This is a genomic window from Cupriavidus sp. 21MJTG02-4 (assembly GCF_057798975.1).
The window spans coordinates 191,731-212,620 of the sequence record NZ_JBYOJP010000014.1; the positions used below are offsets into that span (position 1 = coordinate 191,731).

Sequence of the window (20,890 nt, forward strand, 5' to 3'; positions counted from 1 at the left end):
AGCGATGGGCAATGTGCCCGGATCAAAGGGGACATGCCCGCGGGCATGTCCCAGGAAGTTGCTTAGTCGAGGATCTTTGCCACGACGCCGGCGCCGACGGTACGGCCACCTTCGCGGATTGCGAAGCGCAGGCCTTCTTCCATGGCGATCGGGGCGATCAGCTTGACGGTGATCGACACGTTGTCACCCGGCATCACCATTTCCTTGTCCGCCGGCAGCTCGATCGAGCCGGTCACGTCGGTGGTACGGAAGTAGAACTGCGGGCGGTAGTTGTTGAAGAACGGGGTGTGACGGCCACCTTCGTCCTTCGACAGAATGTACACCTCGCCGGTGAAGTGGGTGTGCGGCTTGATCGAACCCGGCTTGCACAGCACCTGGCCGCGCTCGACGTCTTCACGCTTGGTGCCGCGCAGCAGCAGACCGACGTTGTCGCCAGCCTGGCCCTGGTCCAGCAGCTTGCGGAACATTTCCACGCCGGTGCAGGTGGTCTTGACCGTCGGCTTGATACCAACGATTTCGATTTCTTCGCCGACCTTGATCACGCCACGCTCGATACGGCCGGTCACCACGGTGCCGCGACCCGAGATCGAGAACACGTCTTCCACCGGCATCAGGAACGTACCGTCCACGGCGCGCTCCGGCGTCGGGATGTAGGTGTCCAGCGCGTCGGCCAGGTTCATGATGGCCACTTCGCCCAGCTCGCCCTTGTCGCCTTCCAGCGCCAGCTTGGCCGAACCCTTGATGATCGGGGTGTCGTCGCCGGGGAACTCGTACTTCGACAGCAGCTCGCGAACTTCCATCTCGACCAGCTCGAGCAGTTCAGCGTCGTCCACCATGTCGCACTTGTTCAGGAACACGATGATGTACGGCACGCCAACCTGGCGGGCCAGCAGGATGTGCTCGCGCGTTTGCGGCATCGGGCCGTCAGCGGCCGAGCAAACCAGGATCGCGCCGTCCATCTGGGCAGCACCCGTGATCATGTTCTTCACGTAGTCGGCGTGGCCCGGGCAGTCAACGTGCGCGTAGTGGCGGTTGGCCGTTTCGTACTCGACGTGGGCGGTATTGATGGTAATACCGCGTGCCTTTTCTTCCGGCGCTGCGTCGATTTCGTCGTACTTCTTGGCGGCACCGCCAAACTTCGCTGCCAGCACCGTGGCAATCGCTGCGGTCAGCGTGGTCTTGCCATGGTCAACGTGACCAATCGTACCAACGTTCACGTGCGGCTTGGTCCGCTCGAACTTTTCCTTTGCCATTTTTCAGCTCCTGATAGGAATGCAATCTTGTTGTTTCATCGCGCCGCCGCACCGGCTGGCGCGGCGGCGAACTTCCAATTACTTGCCCTTGGCCGTCATCACGGCTTCGGCGATGTTCTTCGGTGCTTCAGCGTAGTGCTTGAATTCCATCGTGTACGTGGCGCGGCCTTGCGTGGCCGAGCGCAGCGACGTGGAATAACCGAACATTTCCGACAGCGGGACTTCGGCCTTGATGATCTTGCCGCCGCCCACCATGTCGTCCATGCCCTGCACGATGCCGCGGCGGGACGACAGGTCGCCCATCACGGTACCGGTGTAGTCTTCCGGCGTTTCCACTTCCACGGCCATCATCGGCTCGAGCAGAACCGGGCTGGCCTTGCGCATGGCTTCCTTGAAAGCCATCGAGCCGGCCATGCGGAACGCGTTTTCGTTCGAGTCCACGTCGTGGTACGAACCGAACGTCAGCGTGACCTTCACGTCCACCACCGGGAAGCCGGCCAGGATGCCGTTCGGCAGCGTGTCGACGATACCCTTTTCGACTGCCGGGATGTACTCGCGAGGAATCACACCGCCCTTGATGGCGTCGATGAACTCGAAGCCCTTGCCCGGCTCTTGCGGTTCCAGCGTGATGACAGCGTGACCGTACTGGCCGCGGCCGCCCGACTGCTTGACGAACTTGCCTTCGACGCCTTCGGCCGTCTTGCGAATGGTTTCGCGGTAGGCCACTTGCGGCGCGCCGATGTTGGCTTCCACGCCGAATTCGCGCTTCATGCGGTCGACCAGAATTTCGAGGTGGAGCTCGCCCATGCCCGAAATGATGGTCTGGCCCGATTCTTCATCGGTACGCACGCGGAACGACGGATCTTCAGCGGCCAGGCGGTTCAGGGCGATGCCCATCTTTTCCTGGTCAGCCTTGGTCTTCGGCTCGACAGCCTGCGAGATCACCGGCTCCGGGAACACCATGCGCTCGAGCACGATCGGTGCAGCCGGATCGCACAGCGTGTCGCCCGTGGTGGCGTCCTTCAGACCCACTGCAGCGGCGATGTCGCCGGCCAGCACTTCCTTGATTTCTTCGCGCTGGTTGGCGTGCATCTGCAGAATACGACCCAGGCGTTCCTTCTTGCCCTTGACCGGGTTGTAGACGGTGTCGCCCGAGTTGATCTTGCCCGAATAGACGCGGAAGAAGATCAGCTGACCCACGAACGGGTCGGTCATGATCTTGAACGCCAGTGCCGAGAACTTTTCGGTGTCGTCAGCCTTGCGCTCGAGCTTCTTCTCGCTGTCGTCTTCGTCCGTGCCCGTAACCGGCGGAATGTCGACCGGCGACGGCAGGAAGTCGATGACGGCGTCGAGCATACGCTGCACGCCCTTGTTCTTGAACGCGGTGCCGCACAGCATCGGCTGGATTTCGCAGGCGATGGTACGGTCACGCAGCGCCTTGACGATCTCGGCGCGGGTCAGCTCTTCGCCGCCCAGGTACTTTTCCATCAGCTCTTCGCTGGCTTCGGCGGCGGACTCGACCATCTTCTCGCGCCATTCGGCAGCGGTGTCCTGCAGCTCGGCCGGGATGTCCTGGTATTCGAACTTCACGCCCTGGCTGGCTTCGTCCCAGACGATCGCCTTCATTTCCAGCAGATCGACAACGCCCTGGAAGCCGTCTTCAGCGCCGATCGGCACCACGACGGGCACCGGGTTGGCCTTCAGGCGGGTCTTCAGCTGGTCGTAGACCTTGAAGAAGTTCGCGCCGGTACGGTCCATCTTGTTGACGAACGCCAGACGCGGAACCTTGTACTTGTTGGCCTGACGCCACACGGTTTCCGACTGCGGCTGCACGCCACCCACTGCGCAGTACACCATGCAAGCGCCGTCCAGCACGCGCATGGAACGCTCCACCTCGATGGTGAAGTCCACGTGTCCCGGGGTGTCGATGATGTTGAAGCGGTGTTCGGGGTAGTTACCCGCCATGCCCTTCCAGAAGGCAGTCGTCGCAGCGGAGGTGATCGTGATGCCACGCTCCTGCTCCTGCTCCATCCAGTCCATGGTGGCCGCGCCGTCGTGCACTTCACCGATCTTGTGGTTCACACCGGTGTAGAACAGGATACGTTCGGTCGTGGTGGTTTTACCCGCGTCAATGTGAGCGGAAATACCGATATTGCGGTAGCGCTCAATAGGAGTCTTACGAGCCACTTTAATCCTCTATTCGTTCGTGAGGCGCCGGCATCTCATGCCGCGCGCCCTTAACACAAACGGGCGAGATGTGTAAAAACACAGCCCGCCCGGCAACCAACAGTGTTTTCGCGCGCTTTAGAAGCGGAAGTGCGAGAACGCCTTGTTGGCTTCGGCCATGCGGTGCACTTCGTCGCGCTTCTTCATCGCGCCGCCACGGCCTTCCGATGCTTCCAGCAGCTCACCTGCCAGGCGCAGCGCCATCGACTTCTCGCTGCGTTTCTTCGCGGCCTCGCGCAGCCAACGCATCGCCAATGCCAAACGACGCGACGGACGGACTTCGACCGGAACCTGATAGTTGGCGCCGCCCACGCGACGGCTCTTCACTTCCACCACCGGCTTCACGTTGTTGATCGCAACGGAGAACACTTCGATGGGGGCCTTGCCTGCCTTCTTTTCGATCTGGTCGAACGCGCCGTACACGATACGTTCGGCAACCGACTTCTTGCCGTCCAGCATCAGCACGTTCATGAACTTGGCAACTTCAACGTTACCGAACTTCGGATCAGGCAGAACGTCCCGCTTGGGGACTTCACGACGACGTGGCATCTTCTTTCCTTTAGATTCAGTTGAGAGCGCGGTTTGTTGTCTCCGCTCTCCGGCCACCAACTAGCTTGCATGCATGAACAGCAAATTCGCCGGGTGACCACTTACTCGACGGCACGGCGCACAAAAACGCTCCGTTGTACCGCCGCCTTTTGACAGTTCCGTGACACTTGCCACCGACTGTCGCTTGTTGCTTGCGATAAAAGCTTAGGCAGCCTTCGGACGCTTCGCACCGTACTTCGAACGGGCCTGCTTGCGGTCCTTCACGCCTTGCAAGTCCAGCGAGCCACGGACGATGTGGTAACGCACACCCGGCAAGTCCTTCACACGGCCGCCGCGGATCAGCACGACCGAGTGTTCCTGCAGGTTGTGGCCTTCACCGCCGATGTACGAAATGACTTCGAAACCGTTGGTCAGGCGCACCTTTGCGACCTTACGCAGTGCCGAGTTCGGCTTCTTCGGCGTCGTGGTGTACACGCGGGTGCACACGCCGCGACGCTGCGGGCAGTTCTCAAGTGCCGGGCTCTTGCTCTTGATGACTTCAGAGACGCGCGGCTTGCGAACCAGTTGGTTGATAGTTGGCATTGTTCAATCCAGCTTGGTTTTACGAAAAACACCTCTCACGCCGGCAGGACCGGGGAAAGAGGCAACTACGGGTTTTGGGCGGGAGAGGTGAGCGGGCGCTCAAGGGAGGGGACTGTGCGGTAACAGCATTCCAAAGAGCGCGAGCCTGCACCCGGATCCCGCATCTACCGCCGCCGGACTGCATGGAGCCATCCGGAAGGCTTGCCGGGCAGCGGATCAATATCCACATAGCCGACGGGCGAGCGAAATCCAAAGCCAAAAACTCGAATCTGGCATGGTACCAGCGGAATCGTATACGGTCAAGCCGTATACCCGATGCTGTCCGCTGCTCTAAACCCGGTTCAGCGTATCGACGATGGCCTGGCCGTAGCGCTCGAGCTTGGAGGCACCAATCCCCGGAATGCCCTCCATGGCCGACAGGGAATCCGGCGCCGTTCGGGCCAGCTCGGCCAGCGTGGCGTCATGGAAGATGACGTAGGCCGGCACACCATGCTCGCGCGCCGCCTCGGTACGCCAGCGACGCAGCGCCTCCCAGTTGGCCAGCGTATCGGCGTCCATGTCCGCGGTGTGGTCGGGGCGGGTGCCACGCGCGGCGCGCTCGCCGGATTTGCCAGGCTTCGTAGCCTGCCGGCGCAGGATGATCTGCCGCCCGCCCTTGAGCACTTCGCGCGCGCCCTCCCCCAGCAGCAGCGCGCCGTGGCCGCCATGGTCGATCACCAGCAAACCCTGGGCGATCAGCTGGCGGAAGACGGTGTGCCATTCATGGACCGAGCGGTCCTTGCCGATGCCGAAGGTCGAGACCTTGTCATGGCCCCACTGCCTGATCTTTTCCGAGGCATTGCCGCGCAGCACATCGATCAGGTGGGTAGCGCCGAAATGCAGCCGGCTGGCCTGCGCCGTACGGTAGACGCATGACAGCGCCATCTGCGCCTCCCGCGTGCCGTCCCAGGTAGCGGGCGGCTCCAGGCAGGTATCGCAGTTGCCGCAAGGTTCGCTGGCCTCGTCGAAGTAGGCCAGGATGCGCACGCGCCGGCAGCCCGCCGTCTCGCACAATCCCAGTAGCGCATCGAGCTTCGCCGATGACACGCGTTTGAAGGCGTCGTCGGCTTCGGATTCGTCGATCATGCGCTTCTGCTGCACCACGTCGCCGAGACCGTAGGCCATCCAGGCATTGGCCGGCAGCCCGTCACGACCGGCGCGGCCGGTTTCCTGGTAGTAGCCTTCCATGCTCTTGGGCAGGTCCAGGTGAGCGACGAAGCGTACGTCCGGCTTGTCAATGCCCATGCCAAAGGCAATCGTAGCGACCATCACCACGCCTTCCTCTTCGCGAAAGCGCGACTGGTGACGCTGTCGCGTGGCCGGGTCCATGCCGGCGTGATACGGCAGCGCATTGACGCCATGGCCCTTCAGCCACTCGGCGGTGTCCTCGACTTTCTTGCGCGACAGGCAATAGACGATGCCGCTGTCGTGCGTGCCGTCCCCTGCTGTGTGCTCGGCCTTGATGAAGCCCAGCAACTGCTGCCGGGCATTGTCCTTCTCGACGATCCGGTAGCGGATATTCGGGCGGTCGAAGCTTGAGACGAAGACCCGCGCATCGTCCAGCGCCAGGCGTTCGATGATCTCGTCGCGTGTAACCGCGTCGGCCGTGGCGGTCAGAGCGATGCGCGGCACGTGCGGGAAACGCTCATGCAGCACCGACAGCTGGATATATTCGGGCCGGAAATCATGGCCCCACTGCGACACGCAGTGCGCCTCGTCGATCGCGAACAGTCCGACACGCGTACGTTCAAGCAGATCGAGAAAGCGCGGCGTCATCAGGCGTTCCGGCGCGACGTAGAGAACTTCGAGGCGGCCCGCCAGCAGGTCGCGCTCGAGCGCGGAAGCCTCTGACCCGGTCAGCGTGGAATTGAGTGCGGAGGCACGCACGCCGGCTTCGGTCAGCGCGGCAACCTGGTCCTGCATCAGCGCGATCAGCGGCGATACCACGATACCGACGCCCTGGCCGGCGCGCTGCCTTAGCAGCGCCGGGATCTGGTAGCAAAGCGACTTGCCGCCGCCGGTCGGCATCAGGACGAGGCAATCGCCACCCGACGCAACATGATCGATGATTTCGCCCTGGCGTCCGCGGAAGGCGTGGTAGCCGAAGACATCCTTGAGGATCGCCAGTGCTTGCGACATGGACAACGGAATAGCGGTAGCCGGAAAAGCCGTAACCATACACTAAGAACGCAGCGGACCGCCCTGGCGTGACCAACTGTCGGACGTTTCTTACGTCTGTCGCGACACTGCGATGGAAGGCCGCCTCCTCCAGGCCCGCTTCCTTACGCCGTAACGCAATGCGCACGGTAGCGGGGAGCGTTCCGTGATCCTGTTACCAGGGGGGGCACGCCGGATCCAGACGAAAAAAAGCCCGGCTGGATCAGCCGGGCTTCTGTTCCGCCTTGCGGCGGAGCGCTACTGCATGGATCAGGCGTTGTCGCCTTCACCCTCGGTCGCCTGCACCACCGGCGGCGGCTCGATGAAGAGCGACTGCTCTTCTTCGGAGATCGCCTGGGCGCGTTCGCGTTCGGCAGACTCGCGTGCCTTGCGGGCACGGTGGTAAGCCAGGCCGGTACCGGCCGGGATCAGACGGCCAACGATCACGTTTTCCTTCAGACCACGCAGGTCGTCGGTCTTGCCCATGATCGCGGCTTCGGTCAGCACGCGCGTGGTTTCCTGGAACGATGCCGCCGAGATGAAGCTGTCGGTCGACAGCGACGCCTTGGTAATACCCAGCAGCAGGTTCTCGTAGGTCGCCGGACGCTTGCCTTCGGCGATCACGCGATCGTTCTCGTCGAGCAGCTCCGAGCGCTCCACCTGTTCACCCGGGATGAACTTGGTGTCGCCCACGTCGGCCACCTGCACACGGCGCAGCATCTGACGAACAATCACTTCGATGTGCTTGTCGTTGATCTTCACGCCCTGCAGACGGTACACGTCCTGGACTTCGTCCACGATGTAGTGCGCCAGCTCTTCGATGCCCTTCAGGCGCAGGATGTCGTGCGGATCCGCCGGACCTTCCACGATCATTTCGCCCTTGTTCACCACCTGGCCGTCGTGCACCAGCACCTGCTTTTCCTTCGCGATCAGGAACTCGTGGGCATTGCCGTCCAGGTCGGTGATGACCAGGCGCTGCTTGCCCTTGGTGTCCTTGCCGAACGAGGTCGTGCCGGTGACTTCCGCCAGCACGGCGGCGTCCTTCGGCGAACGCGCTTCGAACAGCTCGGCCACACGCGGCAGACCACCGGTAATGTCACGGGTCTTCTGCGATTCGGTCGGGATACGTGCGAGCACTTCACCGACGTGAACCTGCTGGCCGTCCTTCACGGTAATCAGCGCGCCAACCTGGAAGCCGATGGTCACGGAGTGGTCCGTGCCCGGGATCTTCACTTCCTGGCCGTTCGCGTCGAGCAGCTTGACCTGCGGGCGAATGCCCTTGGTGGCAGCCGTGCGGCGCTTGGCGTCGATCACCACGAGGGTCGACAGGCCGGTGACTTCGTCCATCTGCTTGGCGACGGTCACGCCTTCTTCCACGTTCTCGAACTTGGTCGTGCCGGTGTATTCCGAAACGATCGGGCGAGTCAGTGCGTCCCACGTGGCCAGCTGCGTGCCAGCCTTGATGGCCTGGCCATCCTGCACCAGCAGCGTGGCGCCGTACGGGATCTTGTGGCGCTCGCGCTCGCGGCCGTGGTCGTCGGTGATCAGCGCTTCGCCCGAACGCGAGATGACGATCAGCTCGCCCTTCGCATTGGTCACATAGCGCATGGTCGCCGTGAAACGCACGGTACCGGTTGCCTTCGCTTCCACGCTCGATGCCACTGCCGCACGCGATGCCGCACCACCGATGTGGAACGTACGCATGGTCAGCTGCGTGCCCGGCTCACCGATCGACTGGGCGGCAATCACGCCAACCGCTTCGCCGGAGTTCACCAGTACGCCGCGGCCCAGGTCACGGCCATAGCACTTGCCGCACAGGCCGTAGCGCGTATCGCACGACAGCGGCGTGCGCACCTTGACTTCGTCCACGCCGAGCGCGTCGATCAGGTCGACCAGGTCTTCGTCCAGCAGCGTGCCGGTCTCGATCGCGGTTTCCTGGGTTTCAGGATTCACCACGTCGGCCACGGTCACACGGCCCAGAATACGGTCGCGCAGGGCTTCGATCACTTCACCGCCTTCGACCAGGGCCTTCATGGCCACGCCGTTGGAGGTGCCGCAATCATCTTCCACCACGACCAGATCCTGCGTCACGTCGACCAGACGACGGGTCAGGTAACCCGAGTTCGCGGTCTTCAGTGCCGTATCGGCCAAGCCCTTACGAGCGCCGTGGGTCGAGATGAAGTACTGCAGAACGTTCAGGCCTTCACGGAAGTTCGCCGTAATCGGCGTTTCAATGATCGAGCCATCCGGCTTGGCCATCAGGCCACGCATACCGGCCAGCTGGCGGATCTGCGCGGCGGAACCCCGTGCGCCCGAGTCGGCCATCATGTAGATGGAGTTGAACGACTCTTGCTTGACGGTGTTGCCGTTGCGGTCGACCACGTCTTCGTGCTGGAGCTGTTCCATCATCGCCTTGCCCACCTGGTCGCCGGCGGCGCCCCAGATGTCCACGACGTTGTTGTAACGCTCCTGGTCCGTCACCAGACCCGACATGTACTGCTTGTCGTATTCCTTCACCTTGGCCGAAGCCTCGGAGATGATCTTCTCCTTCAGCGGCGGCACCAGCATGTCGTCGATCGCGATCGAGATACCGGCGCGCGTAGCCAGGCGGAAGCCCGACTGCAGCAGCTTGTCGGCGAAGATCACGGTCTCGCGCAGGCCGCACTTGCGGAACGCGGTGTTGATCAGGCGCGAGATTTCCTTCTTCTTCAGCGGCTTGTTCAGCACCGAGAACGGCAGGCCCTTCGGCAGGATCTCCGACAGGATCGAGCGGCCGACCGTGGTGGCCTGCAGCGTGATCTTCGGTGCGAAACGCGCGTCGCCCTCGGCGTCCTTGTCGACCAGCTCATACTCGGTGATACGCACGTTCACGCGGGAAGCCAGTTCGACTTCCTTGTTCTCGTAGGCGCGGATCACTTCGCTGATGTCGGCGAAGGTCATGCCCTCGCCCTTGCCGTTGATCTTGTCGCGGGTCGTGTAGTACAGGCCCAGCACCACGTCTTGCGACGGCACGATCGACGGATCGCCGTTGGCCGGGAACAGCACGTTGTTGGAGGCCAGCATCAGCGTGCGGGCTTCCATTTGCGCTTCCAGCGACAGCGGGACGTGAACAGCCATCTGGTCACCGTCGAAGTCAGCGTTGAACGCTGCGCAGACCAGCGGATGCAGCTGGATGGCCTTGCCTTCGATCAGCACCGGCTCGAACGCCTGAATGCCCAGGCGGTGCAGCGTCGGCGCGCGGTTCAGCATCACCGGGTGCTCGCGGATCACCTCTTCGAGGATGTCCCACACCACCGGCGTCTGGCTTTCCACTTCCTTCTTCGCCGCCTTGATGGTGGTGGCGATGCCCATCGTTTCCAGCTTGTGGAAGATGAACGGCTTGAACAGCTCGAGCGCCATCAGCTTGGGCAGGCCGCACTGATGCAGCTTGAGCGTCGGGCCCACCACGATGACCGAACGGCCCGAGTAGTCGACGCGCTTGCCCAGCAGGTTCTGACGGAAACGGCCGCCCTTGCCCTTGATCATTTCGGCCAGGGACTTCAGCGGACGCTTGTTGGCACCGGTCATCGCCTTGCCGCGACGGCCGTTGTCCAGCAGCGAGTCAACCGCTTCCTGCAGCATGCGCTTTTCGTTGCGCACGATGATTTCAGGGGCCTTCAGCTCCAGCAGGCGCTTCAGGCGGTTGTTACGGTTGATGACGCGGCGATACAGATCGTTCAGGTCCGAGGTCGCGAAGCGGCCGCCGTCCAGCGGCACCAGCGGGCGCAGCTCGGGCGGCAGCACCGGCAGCACTTCGAGGATCATCCACTCGGGCTTGATGCCCGAACGCTGGAAGGCCTCGAGCACCTTCAGGCGCTTGGCGAACTTCTTGATCTTGGCTTCGGAGCCGGTGGCCTGCAGCTCGGCGCGGATCTGTTCGATCTGCTTCTCGATGTCGATGCCGCGCAGCAGTTCACGGATGCCCTCGGCACCCATCATGGCGACGAACTCGCCCTCGCCGTACTCGTCGCACTTCGCCAGGTAGTCGTCTTCCGACATGATCTGGCTCTTCTTGAGCGGGGTCATGCCGGGTTCGAGCACCACGAAAGCCTCGAAGTACAGCACGCGCTCGATGTCGCGCAGCGTCATGTCCAGGACCATGCCCAGACGCGACGGCAGCGACTTCAGGAACCAGATGTGCGCGGTCGGCGCGGCCAGTTCGATGTGGCCCATGCGCTCGCGGCGCACCTTGGCCAGCGTCACTTCAACGCCGCACTTCTCGCAGATCACGCCGCGGTGCTTCAGGCGCTTGTACTTGCCGCACAGGCACTCGTAGTCCTTGATCGGGCCAAAGATCTTGGCGCAGAACAGGCCGTCGCGTTCCGGCTTGAACGTACGGTAGTTGATCGTTTCCGGCTTCTTCACTTCGCCGTACGACCACGAACGGATCTTGTCGGGCGATGCCAGGCCGATCTTGATCGCGTCGAACTGCTCTTCCTGCTGTACCTGCTTAAAGAGATCGAGCAATGCTTTCATTGCAACTCCTTGTTTCGCCGCTGCACCGGAGTCTGTCCGGTGTAGCGGCATTCAATCCTGTGGGAAATCCTGCGCTGGTGGGCGCCCGCCGTGGCCGGCGCCCGATCGTCTCGATCAATAGCGATCGAGGTCGATGTCGATACCCAGCGAGCGGATTTCCTTCACCAGCACGTTGAACGATTCCGGCATGCCGGCATCGATCGAGTGCTCGCCCTTGACGATGTTTTCGTACACCTTGGTACGGCCGTTCACGTCATCGGACTTGACCGTCAGCATTTCCTGCAGCACGTACGATGCGCCGTAGGCTTCCAGCGCCCACACTTCCATCTCACCGAAACGCTGGCCACCGAACTGCGCCTTACCACCCAGCGGCTGCTGCGTGACGAGCGAGTACGGGCCGGTCGAACGCGCGTGCATCTTGTCGTCGACCAGGTGGTGCAGCTTCAGCATGTGCATCACACCCAGCGTGACCGGACGCTCGAACGCTTCACCGGTGCGGCCGTCGAACAGCGTGACCTGCTGCTTGGAAGCGGTCAGGCCCTTCTCCTTCGCGATCTCTTCCGGATAGGCGAGGTCCAGCATGCGGCGGATTTCGTCCTCATGCGCACCGTCGAACACCGGCGTCGCGAACGGCACGCCCTTCTTCAGGTTCTCGGCGAGTTCCAGCACTTCCGAATCCGACAGGCTGTCGAGGTCTTCGACCTTGCCGCTCTCGTTGTAGATCTGCGTGAGCAGCTTGCGCAGTTCGGCTGCCTTGGCTTGCGCCTTCAGCATGTTGCCGATGCGCTCGCCCAGACCGCGCGCGGCCCAGCCCAGGTGGGTCTCGAGAATCTGGCCCACGTTCATCCGCGAAGGCACGCCCAGCGGGTTCAGCACGATGTCGGCCGGCGTACCGTCGGCCATGTAAGGCATGTCTTCGATCGGCGTGATCTTGGACACGACACCCTTGTTACCGTGACGGCCTGCCATCTTGTCGCCAGGCTGCAGGCGGCGCTTGACGGCCAGGTACACCTTGACCATCTTGATCACGCCCGGCGGCAGTTCGTCGCCCTGCGTGAGCTTCTTGCGCTTCTCTTCGAAGGCCAGGTCGAACTCGTGACGCTTCTGCTCGATGGCTTCCTTGACGGCTTCCAGCTGGGCAGCAACTTCCTCGTCGGCCGGACGGATGTCGAACCAGTGGTACTTGTCGATTTCCGCCAGGTATTCCTTGGTCAGCTTCGCACCCTTGGCCAGCTTCTTCGGACCGCCATTGACGGTCTTGTCGACGAGCAGGCGCTCCAGACGCTGGAACGCGTCGCCTTCCACGATACGCAGCTGGTCGTTCAGGTCCAGGCGGTAGCGCTTCAGTTCATCGTCGATGATCGACTGGGCACGCTTGTCGCGGGTCACGCCTTCGCGGGTGAAGACCTGGACGTCGATCACGATGCCGCTCATGCCCGACGGCACGCGCAGCGAGGTGTCCTTCACGTCCGAAGCCTTCTCGCCGAAGATCGCGCGCAGCAGCTTCTCTTCCGGCGTCAGCTGGGTCTCGCCCTTCGGCGTGACCTTGCCCACCAGCACGTCGCCGGCTTCGACTTCGGCGCCGATGTAGGTGATACCCGACTCGTCCAGACGAGCCAGCTGGGCTTCGGCCAGGTTCGAGATGTCGCGCGTGATTTCTTCAGGTCCGAGCTTGGTGTCGCGGGCAACGACCGACAGTTCCTCGATGTGGATCGAGGTGTAGCGGTCTTCGGCCACCACGCGCTCCGAGATCAGGATCGAATCCTCGAAGTTGTAGCCGTTCCAGGGCATGAACGCGACCAGCATGTTCTGGCCGAGCGCAAGCTCGCCCAGGTCGGTCGAGGCGCCATCGGCCACGACGTCGCCGCGGGCCACGTGGTCGCCCACCTTGACCATCGGACGCTGGTTGATGTTCGTGTTCTGGTTCGAACGCGTGTACTTGATCAGGTTGTAGATGTCCACGCCGACTTCACCGGCCACGGCTTCGTCGTCGTTCACGCGGATCACGATACGCATCGCGTCGACGTAGTCGACCACGCCACCGCGCATGGCCTGCACGGCGGTGCCCGAGTCGACCGCAACGGTGCGCTCGATGCCGGTACCGACCAGGGGCTTGTCCGGACGCAGGCAAGGCACGGCCTGACGCTGCATGTTCGCGCCCATCAGTGCACGGTTCGCGTCATCGTGTTCCAGGAACGGCACCAGCGAGGCCGCGGCCGACACGATCTGCGACGGCGCCACGTCGATGTACTGCACGCGGTCCGGCGTCACCATACGGGTTTCACGCTCGGAGCCTTCACGCGCCGACACCAGTTCGTCGGTCAGGTTGCCTTCGCCGTCCACGGTCGCGTTGGCCTGGGCCACCACGTACTTGCCTTCCTCGATCGCCGACAGGTAGTCGACCTGGTCGGTCAGCTTGCTGTTCTCGACCTTGCGGTACGGGGTTTCCAGGAAACCGTACTCGTTCAGGCGGGCGTACAGTGCCAGCGAGTTGATCAGGCCAATGTTCGGACCTTCCGGCGTTTCGATCGGGCACACGCGGCCATAGTGGGTCGGGTGCACGTCGCGGACTTCAAAGCCGGCGCGCTCGCGCGTCAGACCGCCCGGACCAAGAGCCGAAACACGGCGCTTGTGGGTGATTTCCGACAGCGGATTGGTCTGGTCCATGAACTGCGACAGCTGCGACGAACCGAAGAACTCGCGAATCGCCGACGAAATCGGCTTCGAGTTGATCAGGTCGTGCGGCATCAGGTTCTCGGTCTCGGCCTGGCCCAGACGTTCCTTGACGGCGCGCTCCACGCGCGACAGGCCGGCACGGAACTGGTTCTCCGCCAGTTCGCCGACGCAACGCACGCGGCGGTTGCCCAGGTGGTCGATGTCATCGACCTCACCCTTGCCGTTGCGCAGATTGACCAGGATCTTGATGGTTTCGAGGATGTCCTCGTCCTGCAGCACCATGCTACCTTCGCCGGTCGGGCGCGACAGACGGCTGTTGACCTTCATGCGGCCAACGCGCGACAGGTCATACGACTCTTCGCTGTAGAACAGGCGCTGGAACAGCGCTTCCACGGCGTCTTCGGTCGGCGGCTCGCCCGGGCGCATCATGCGGTAGATCGCGATACGCGCAGCGGTCTGGTCGGCGGTCTCGTCCACGCGCAGGGTCTGCGACATGTACGGGCCCTGGTCCAGGTCGTTGGTGTACAGCGTCTGGATCTGCTTGACGCCGGCTTCACGCAGGTTTTCGAGGACCGTCTCGGTCAGCTCGTCATTAGCGTTGGCGATCACCTCGCCGGTATCCGGGTCGATGATGTTCTTCGCCAGCACGCGGCCCACCAGGTAGTCTTCGGGCACGCTGATCAGCTTGGTGCCAGCCGAATCCAGGTCACGGATATGCTTGGCGTTGATCCGCTTGTCCTTCTCGACCACGACACGGCCGTTCTTGTCGGCGATGTCAAAGCGCGCGACTTCACCGCGCAGGCGCTCGGGCACGAACTCCAGCTGCGCGCCTTCCGACTGCAGCGTGAAGTTGTCGAACACGAAGAAGTGCGCGAGGATCTGCTCCGGCGTCAGGCCGATCGACTTCAGCAGGATCGTCACCGGCATCTTGCGGCGGCGGTCGACGCGGAAGTACAGGATGTCCTTCGGGTCAAACTCGAAGTCCAGCCACGAACCGCGGTAGGGAATGATACGGGCCGAGAACAGCAGCTTGCCCGAGCTGTGGGTCTTGCCCTTGTCGTGCTCGAAGAACACGCCCGGCGAGCGGTGCAGCTGCGACACGATGACACGCTCGGTGCCGTTGATCACAAACGAACCGGTGGAAGTCATGAGCGGAATTTCGCCCATGTAGACTTCCTGCTCCTTCACTTCCTTCACCTTGCCGGGGTTCTCGCGATCGTTGATGATCAGGCGAACCTTGGCGCGCAGGGCCGAGTGGAACGTCAGGCCACGCTGCTGGCATTCCTTGACGTCGAACGGCGGGTTGGACAGGTGATACGAGACAAACTCCATACGGGCAAGCCCGTTATGGGAGGCAATCGGGAAAATCGCGTTGAAAGCGGCCTGCAGGCCTTCGGTCTTGCGACGCGCGGTCGGCGTTTCCGCTTGCAAGAACTGGGTGTAGGATTCAATCTGGGTTGCAAGCAGGAATGGAACCTGATGAACCGTCGCGCGCTTCGCAAAGGATTTGCGAATGCGCTTCTTTTCGGTGAAGCTGTACGCCATGGGATCTCCGAATCATCGCAGGGCAGCTGGACCTGGCCGCGCCTGAGGTGTTCAGCGACTGGGAGGGGATTTGGCGGTTGGCCGCTACCAACCTCTGGCTGACGGTGTCCGCACGCTGCGGGCGGTGTGGTCAATGCCATTAGCGCAAAGCCTGCACTCGCCCGGGGGACACCCGACCAAACTTGTCTTCTGCAGTCGGTTCAGAAGACAAACATCAGCAGCAACACGGTAGTTTGCCACTGATGTTTGGCGTCTGCTGAGACATCGGGGTTTTAACCCGCCTCACGCACCTTTCACATCACATTTCGCCGCCACGAGTGGCTAATCAAACACACTCGCACAAGCGCAAAAAGGCTGGCGCCGGGAGTTTCCCTTTGCCAGCCCCATTCGCGTGCCAAAAAGGCACGCGAGCGATGCATTACTTGACGTCGACCTTCGCGCCAGCGTCTTCCAGCTTCTTCTTGGCTTCGGCAGCAGCAGCCTTGTCCACGCCTTCCTTGACGGCCTTCGGTGCGCCATCGACCAGGTCCTTGGCTTCCTTCAGGCCCAGGCCGGTGATTTCGCGAACAGCCTTAATCACGCCAACCTTGTTAGCGCCGACTTCGGCCAGGATCACGTTGAACTCGGTCTGCTCTTCGGCAGCGGCAGCACCGCCAGCGCCCGGGGCAGCAGCCACGGCCATCGCAGCGGCGGACACGCCAAACTTTTCTTCGAACGCCTTGACCAGGTCGTTCAGTTCCATCACGGACATCGCGCCAACGGCTTCCAGGATGTCGTCTTTAGTGATTGCCATTTGGATTACTCCTAAATTTGATTCGGTATCGGTATTGCGATCGGTATGCCCGATCTGTACGCAGCCTTAAGCAGCCGGGGCTTCCGCTTCCGCGGGAGCGCCTTCGCTATTCTTGGCGGCCAGGGCGGCCAGCAGACGGGCAAAGCCCGACACCGGTGCCTGCATCACGCCAAGCAACTGAGCAATCAGTTCGTCGCGGCTCGGGATCGAGGCCAGCGCCTTGACGGCGGCAGCATCGAGCACACGGCCGTCATACGACCCAGCGCGCAGGACCAGCTTGTCGTTGGTCTTGGCAAAGTCGTTGAGAACCTTGGCCGAAGCCACTGCATCTTCGGAAATACCGTAGATCAGCGGACCGGTCATTTGCTCTGCGAGGCCAGCAAACGGCGTACCTTCCACAGCGCGGCGGGCCAGCGTGTTCTTCAGAACGCGCAGGTAGACGCCTTGCTGGCGGGCGGTCGCACGCAGCTTGGTCAGATCGCCAACCGCGATGCCGCGATATTCGGCGACGACGATGGTCTGGGCTTTGGCGACTTGCGCCGAAACCTCAGCAACGACGGCCTTCTTATCTTCAATATTGAGTGGCACGGTTTAGCTCCAAAACGATGCTTGTCTTGCGACGCGCATCAGTCCATACGAACGGCGACCGATTGGCCCGAATCACCCGGGTCTGGCCCGGCTTCATCAATCCCTTCGGGTGCGCCATCTGCGCTGGCGGGACGGAAGTCGTCGCAGCGGGTTGCCCCATTGCGCACGGTCCGCCCGATTAAGCCTACGCTCCCTGACAGCAGCAACGCGGACACCAGCGGTCTTTGATAACCAGCGATGCCTGCCGCGGCTTGCGCCTGCGACGGGCACCACTGCCCAAAGCCTTGCTCCATTCCTTGCGGTCCGGAGACAGTCCCTGCCGTCGGCAGGAACCTTCAATTCTTTTGCTGACCGGCGTTATCGGGTTCCGATCAACAGAGTGCTGTCAGCTCAGGCCGACAGCGAAGCCTGCTCGACACGCACGCCAACGCCCATGGTCGACGACACGGCGATCTTGCGCAGGTACACGCCCTTGCTCGTAGCCGGCTTGGCCTTGACCAGAGCTTCCAGCAGTGCTGCCAGGTTGCTCTTCAGGGCGGTGTCTTCAAACGAACGACGACCGATGGTGGCGTGGATGATACCGGCCTTGTCGACGCGGAACTGAACCTGACCAGCCTTGGCGTTCTTCACTGCCTGGGCGACGTCCGGGGTCACGGTGCCAACCTTCGGGTTCGGCATCAGGCCGCGCGGGCCCAGGATCTGGCCCAGCGTACCGACGATACGCATCGTGTCCGGCGAAGCGATCACGACGTCGAAGTTCAGGTTGCCGGCCTTGACTTGCTCAGCCAGGTCTTCCATGCCAACGATGTCAGCACCAGCAGCCTTGGCGGCCTCGGCCTTGTCGCCCTGGGCGAACACAGCCACGCGCACCGACTTGCCGGTACCGGCAGGCAGCACCACGGAGCCACGAACAACCTGGTCCGACTTCTTGGCGTCGATGCCGAGTTGCACGGCCACATCGATCGATTCGTCGAACTTCGCCGAGGCGCAGCCCTTTACCAGGCCCAGGGCCTCGTCGATCGGGTAGAACTTGGTACGCTCGATCTTTGCCTTGTTGGCAGCGACGCGCTTGGAAACCTTAGCCATTTACAGACCCTCCACGGTGATGCCCATCGAGCGAGCCGAACCGGCGATGGTACGCACGGCGGCGTCCAGATCGGCAGCGGTCAGGTCAGCGTTCTTGGCCTTGGCGATTTCTTCAGCCTGGGCGCGGGTGATCTTGCCAACCTTGTCGGTGTGCGGCTTCGGCGAACCCTTGGTGATGCCGGCGGCCTTCTTGATCAGCACGGTCGCGGGCGGCGACTTCATCACGAAGGTGAAGCTCTTGTCGGCGAAGGCGGTAATCACCACCGGCACCGGCAGACCGGGTTCCATACCCTGGGTCTGGGCGTTGAACGCCTTGCAGAACTCCATGATGTTCAGACCACGCTGACCCAGTGCGGGACCAACGGGCGGGGAGGGATTTGCCTTACCAGCCGGAATTTGCAGCTTGATAAAGCCAATAATCTTCTTGGCCATTTCTACTCCAATCCAGATCACTCCGTTTCACGGAGATGATCCTGTTGAGTCGTAACGCGCTGTCGCCGCACTATCGCGCGGCCTCACGCTCCTCTTGGCTCAGCCGTTTGGCTGCGCCTTTGCCAGTTGCTCGCCTTGCGGCGGGCAACCGGCAAATTCCTTACACCTTCTCGACCTGGCCGAACTCCAGCTCGACCGGCGTGGCACGCCCGAAGATCGTGACCGAGACGCGCAGGCGCGATTTCTCGTAGTTCACTTCTTCCACGTTGCCGTTGAAGTCGGTGAACGGGCCGTCCTTGACGCGCACCATTTCGCCCACTTCGAACAGCGTCTTGGGACGCGGCTTCTCGACCCCTTCCTGCATCTGGGTCATGATCTTGTCGACTTCGCGCTGCGAGATCGGGCTCGGGCGGTTGCGGGCACCGCCCACAAAACCGGTCACCTTGCTGGTGTTCTTCACCAGGTGCCAGGTTTCGTCGGTCATTTCCATCTCGACCAGGACGTAGCCCGGGAAGAAACGACGCTCGGTGACCGACTTATGGCCACCCTTGATTTCCACGACTTCTTCCGAAGGCACCAGGATGCGGCCAAACTTGTCCTGCATCTCGGCGCGCTCGATGCGTTCCTGCAGCGCGCGCTGCACGCTCTTCTCCATACCGGAGTATGCGTGCACGACATACCAGCGCTTCTTCGACGAAGGCGATTCCGCGGCGGTGGTTTCCTGCTGGACGTTATCCGTCATGCGCTACCTCTTATTTCCAGCCCAGTACGAGCGAAAAGATGACCCACTCGATGAGCTTGTCTGCCGACCACAGGAACAAGGCCATGACAACGACGAAGGCAAACACCAGGCCTGTCATTTGCCCTGCTTCCTTGCGCGTCGGCCAGACGACCTTGCGAACTTCCCGGTACGATTCCTTGGCGAAGCCGATGAAATCCTTACCCGGCACCGACACCAGCGCCACGACAACGCCCAGCGCGATGCCCGCGAACAGCGCGGCGCCACGCACATAAGACGGTTGCTGTGCCAGTGCATAGAAACCGATGACGCCGGCAACCACAAGCAGGACCGCGACGCCAAGCAACCACTTGCCGCTATTGGCGTTTACGGTTTCGACATTGGGATTGGCCATGTTTCGCAAACGAGACTAAGCCGCGTCACGAATGATTTTCGCGACGCGGCTGATTGATTTGGCAGGGGCAGAGGGAATCGAACCCCCAACCTTCGGTTTTGGAGACCGACGCTCTGCCAGTTGAGCTATACCCCTAAAACTTCTGTGGGGTCAGCGGCGAAGCCAACCCCTCTGGCAACGAGCACGACCGGTTGGTGTCGCGCTCGCCTGATACTGCGTGCTTAGTCGAGGATCTTTGCCACGACGCCGGCGCCGACGGTACGGCCACCTTCGCGGATTGCGAAGCGCAGGCCTTCTTCCATGGCGATCGGGGCGATCAGCTTGACGGTGATCGACACGTTGTCACCCGGCATCACCATTTCCTTGTCCGCCGGCAGCTCGATCGAGCCGGTCACGTCGGTGGTACGGAAGTAGAACTGCGGGCGGTAGTTGTTGAAGAACGGGGTGTGACGGCCACCTTCGTCCTTCGACAGAATGTACACCTCGCCGGTGAAGTGGGTGTGCGGCTTGATCGAACCCGGCTTGCACAGCACCTGGCCGCGCTCGACGTCTTCACGCTTGGTGCCGCGCAGCAGCAGACCGACGTTGTCGCCAGCCTGGCCCTGGTCCAGCAGCTTGCGGAACATTTCCACGCCGGTGCAGGTGGTCTTGACCGTCGGCTTGATACCAACGATTTCGATTTCTTCGCCGACCTTGATCACGCCACGCTCGATACGGCCGGTCACCACGGTGCCGCGACCCGAGATCGAGAACACGTCTTCCACCGGCATCAGGAACGTACCGTCCACGGCGCGCTCCGGCGTCGGGATGTAGGTGTCCAGCGCGTCGGCCAGGTTCATGATGGCCACTTCGCCCAGCTCGCCCTTGTCGCCTTCCAGCGCCAGCTTGGCCGAACCCTTGATGATCGGGGTGTCGTCGCCGGGGAACTCGTACTTCGACAGCAGCTCGCGAACTTCCATCTCGACCAGCTCGAGCAGTTCAGCGTCGTCCACCATGTCGCACTTGTTCAGGAACACGATGATGTACGGCACGCCAACCTGGCGGGCCAGCAGGATGTGCTCGCGCGTTTGCGGCATCGGGCCGTCAGCGGCCGAGCAAACCAGGATCGCGCCGTCCATCTGGGCAGCACCCGTGATCATGTTCTTCACGTAGTCGGCGTGGCCCGGGCAGTCAACGTGCGCGTAGTGGCGGTTGGCCGTTTCGTACTCGACGTGGGCGGTATTGATGGTAATACCGCGTGCCTTTTCTTCCGGCGCTGCGTCGATTTCGTCGTACTTCTTGGCGGCACCGCCAAACTTCGCTGCCAGCACCGTGGC

The 20,890-nt window shown here is 62.3% G+C and carries 14 protein-coding genes and 1 tRNA gene; all 15 read right to left on the minus strand.

The window, feature by feature from the left end; translation table 11 throughout:
• Positions 1 to 62: 62 nt before the first annotated feature.
• Entirely contained in the window at positions 63 to 1,253 is a 1,191-nt protein-coding gene (tuf, locus tag AC3FKH_RS25295) for an elongation factor Tu (RefSeq protein WP_464221500.1), read from the minus strand.
• A gap of 78 nt (positions 1,254 to 1,331) precedes the next feature.
• Positions 1,332 to 3,440, minus strand: coding sequence for an elongation factor G (gene fusA / locus AC3FKH_RS25300; RefSeq protein WP_483709650.1), 2,109 nt, complete (start codon positions 3,438 to 3,440; stop codon positions 1,332 to 1,334).
• Positions 3,441 to 3,557: 117 nt separating this feature from the next.
• Positions 3,558 to 4,028 carry a 30S ribosomal protein S7 gene (gene rpsG, locus AC3FKH_RS25305; protein ID WP_010810459.1) on the minus strand — a complete coding sequence of 157 codons (471 nt, stop codon included), beginning with the start codon at positions 4,026 to 4,028 and terminating at the stop codon, positions 3,558 to 3,560.
• 204 nt (positions 4,029 to 4,232) lie between these two features.
• A complete protein-coding gene (gene rpsL / locus AC3FKH_RS25310) occupies positions 4,233 to 4,610 on the minus strand; it encodes a 30S ribosomal protein S12 (RefSeq protein WP_006576501.1) in 378 nt (125 codons plus the stop codon).
• 330 nt (positions 4,611 to 4,940) lie between these two features.
• Entirely contained in the window at positions 4,941 to 6,788 is a 1,848-nt protein-coding gene (recQ, locus tag AC3FKH_RS25315) for a DNA helicase RecQ (protein WP_488678479.1), read from the minus strand.
• Between the two features lie 288 nt (positions 6,789 to 7,076).
• Entirely contained in the window at positions 7,077 to 11,321 is a 4,245-nt protein-coding gene (gene rpoC / locus AC3FKH_RS25320; protein WP_488678480.1) for a DNA-directed RNA polymerase subunit beta', read from the minus strand.
• A gap of 114 nt (positions 11,322 to 11,435) precedes the next feature.
• Positions 11,436 to 15,542, minus strand: coding sequence for a DNA-directed RNA polymerase subunit beta (gene rpoB / locus AC3FKH_RS25325; protein WP_483730596.1), 4,107 nt, complete (start codon positions 15,540 to 15,542; stop codon positions 11,436 to 11,438).
• 418 nt (positions 15,543 to 15,960) lie between these two features.
• Positions 15,961 to 16,335 carry a 50S ribosomal protein L7/L12 gene (rplL, locus tag AC3FKH_RS25330; protein ID WP_011299320.1) on the minus strand — a complete coding sequence of 125 codons (375 nt, stop codon included), beginning with the start codon at positions 16,333 to 16,335 and terminating at the stop codon, positions 15,961 to 15,963.
• A 66-nt stretch (positions 16,336 to 16,401) separates the two neighbouring features.
• Positions 16,402 to 16,923 carry a 50S ribosomal protein L10 gene (gene rplJ, locus AC3FKH_RS25335; RefSeq protein ID WP_483709656.1) on the minus strand — a complete coding sequence of 174 codons (522 nt, stop codon included), beginning with the start codon at positions 16,921 to 16,923 and terminating at the stop codon, positions 16,402 to 16,404.
• Positions 16,924 to 17,313: 390 nt separating this feature from the next.
• Positions 17,314 to 18,009 (minus strand): 50S ribosomal protein L1, encoded by a 696-nt coding sequence (rplA, locus tag AC3FKH_RS25340; protein ID WP_483709657.1) that lies wholly within the window; start codon positions 18,007 to 18,009, stop codon positions 17,314 to 17,316.
• The gene (rplK, locus tag AC3FKH_RS25345; RefSeq protein ID WP_010810467.1) at positions 18,010 to 18,441 is read right to left on the minus strand and encodes a 50S ribosomal protein L11; all 432 of its coding nucleotides are present in this window, start codon (positions 18,439 to 18,441) and stop codon (positions 18,010 to 18,012) included.
• 160 nt (positions 18,442 to 18,601) lie between these two features.
• Entirely contained in the window at positions 18,602 to 19,183 is a 582-nt protein-coding gene (gene nusG / locus AC3FKH_RS25350) for a transcription termination/antitermination protein NusG (RefSeq protein ID WP_039011257.1), read from the minus strand.
• 10 nt (positions 19,184 to 19,193) lie between these two features.
• The gene (gene secE / locus AC3FKH_RS25355) at positions 19,194 to 19,574 is read right to left on the minus strand and encodes a preprotein translocase subunit SecE (protein ID WP_483709659.1); all 381 of its coding nucleotides are present in this window, start codon (positions 19,572 to 19,574) and stop codon (positions 19,194 to 19,196) included.
• Between the two features lie 59 nt (positions 19,575 to 19,633).
• Positions 19,634 to 19,709, minus strand: a tRNA-Trp gene (locus AC3FKH_RS25360).
• A gap of 86 nt (positions 19,710 to 19,795) precedes the next feature.
• A partial coding sequence (tuf, locus tag AC3FKH_RS25365; protein WP_488678481.1) for an elongation factor Tu occupies positions 19,796 to 20,890 on the minus strand: 1,095 nt, incomplete at its 5' end.

Excerpts from the sequence above, each read along its gene's own strand:
- tuf (WP_464221500.1), bottom strand. The coding sequence starts at position 1,253 with ATGGCAAAGGAAAAGTTCGAGCGGACCAAGCCGCACGTGAACGTTGGT.
- rpsG (WP_010810459.1), bottom strand. The coding sequence starts at position 4,028 with ATGCCACGTCGTCGTGAAGTCCCCAAGCGGGACGTTCTGCCTGATCCG.
- rpsL (WP_006576501.1), bottom strand. The coding sequence starts at position 4,610 with ATGCCAACTATCAACCAACTGGTTCGCAAGCCGCGCGTCTCTGAAGTC.
- recQ (WP_488678479.1), bottom strand. The coding sequence starts at position 6,788 with ATGTCGCAAGCACTGGCGATCCTCAAGGATGTCTTCGGCTACCACGCC.
- rpoC (WP_488678480.1), bottom strand. The coding sequence starts at position 11,321 with ATGAAAGCATTGCTCGATCTCTTTAAGCAGGTACAGCAGGAAGAGCAG.
- rpoB (WP_483730596.1), bottom strand. The coding sequence starts at position 15,542 with ATGGCGTACAGCTTCACCGAAAAGAAGCGCATTCGCAAATCCTTTGCG.
- rplL (WP_011299320.1), bottom strand. The coding sequence starts at position 16,335 with ATGGCAATCACTAAAGACGACATCCTGGAAGCCGTTGGCGCGATGTCC.
- rplA (WP_483709657.1), bottom strand. The coding sequence starts at position 18,009 with ATGGCTAAGGTTTCCAAGCGCGTCGCTGCCAACAAGGCAAAGATCGAG.
- rplK (WP_010810467.1), bottom strand. The coding sequence starts at position 18,441 with ATGGCCAAGAAGATTATTGGCTTTATCAAGCTGCAAATTCCGGCTGGT.
- nusG (WP_039011257.1), bottom strand. The coding sequence starts at position 19,183 with ATGACGGATAACGTCCAGCAGGAAACCACCGCCGCGGAATCGCCTTCG.
- secE (WP_483709659.1), bottom strand. The coding sequence starts at position 19,574 with ATGGCCAATCCCAATGTCGAAACCGTAAACGCCAATAGCGGCAAGTGG.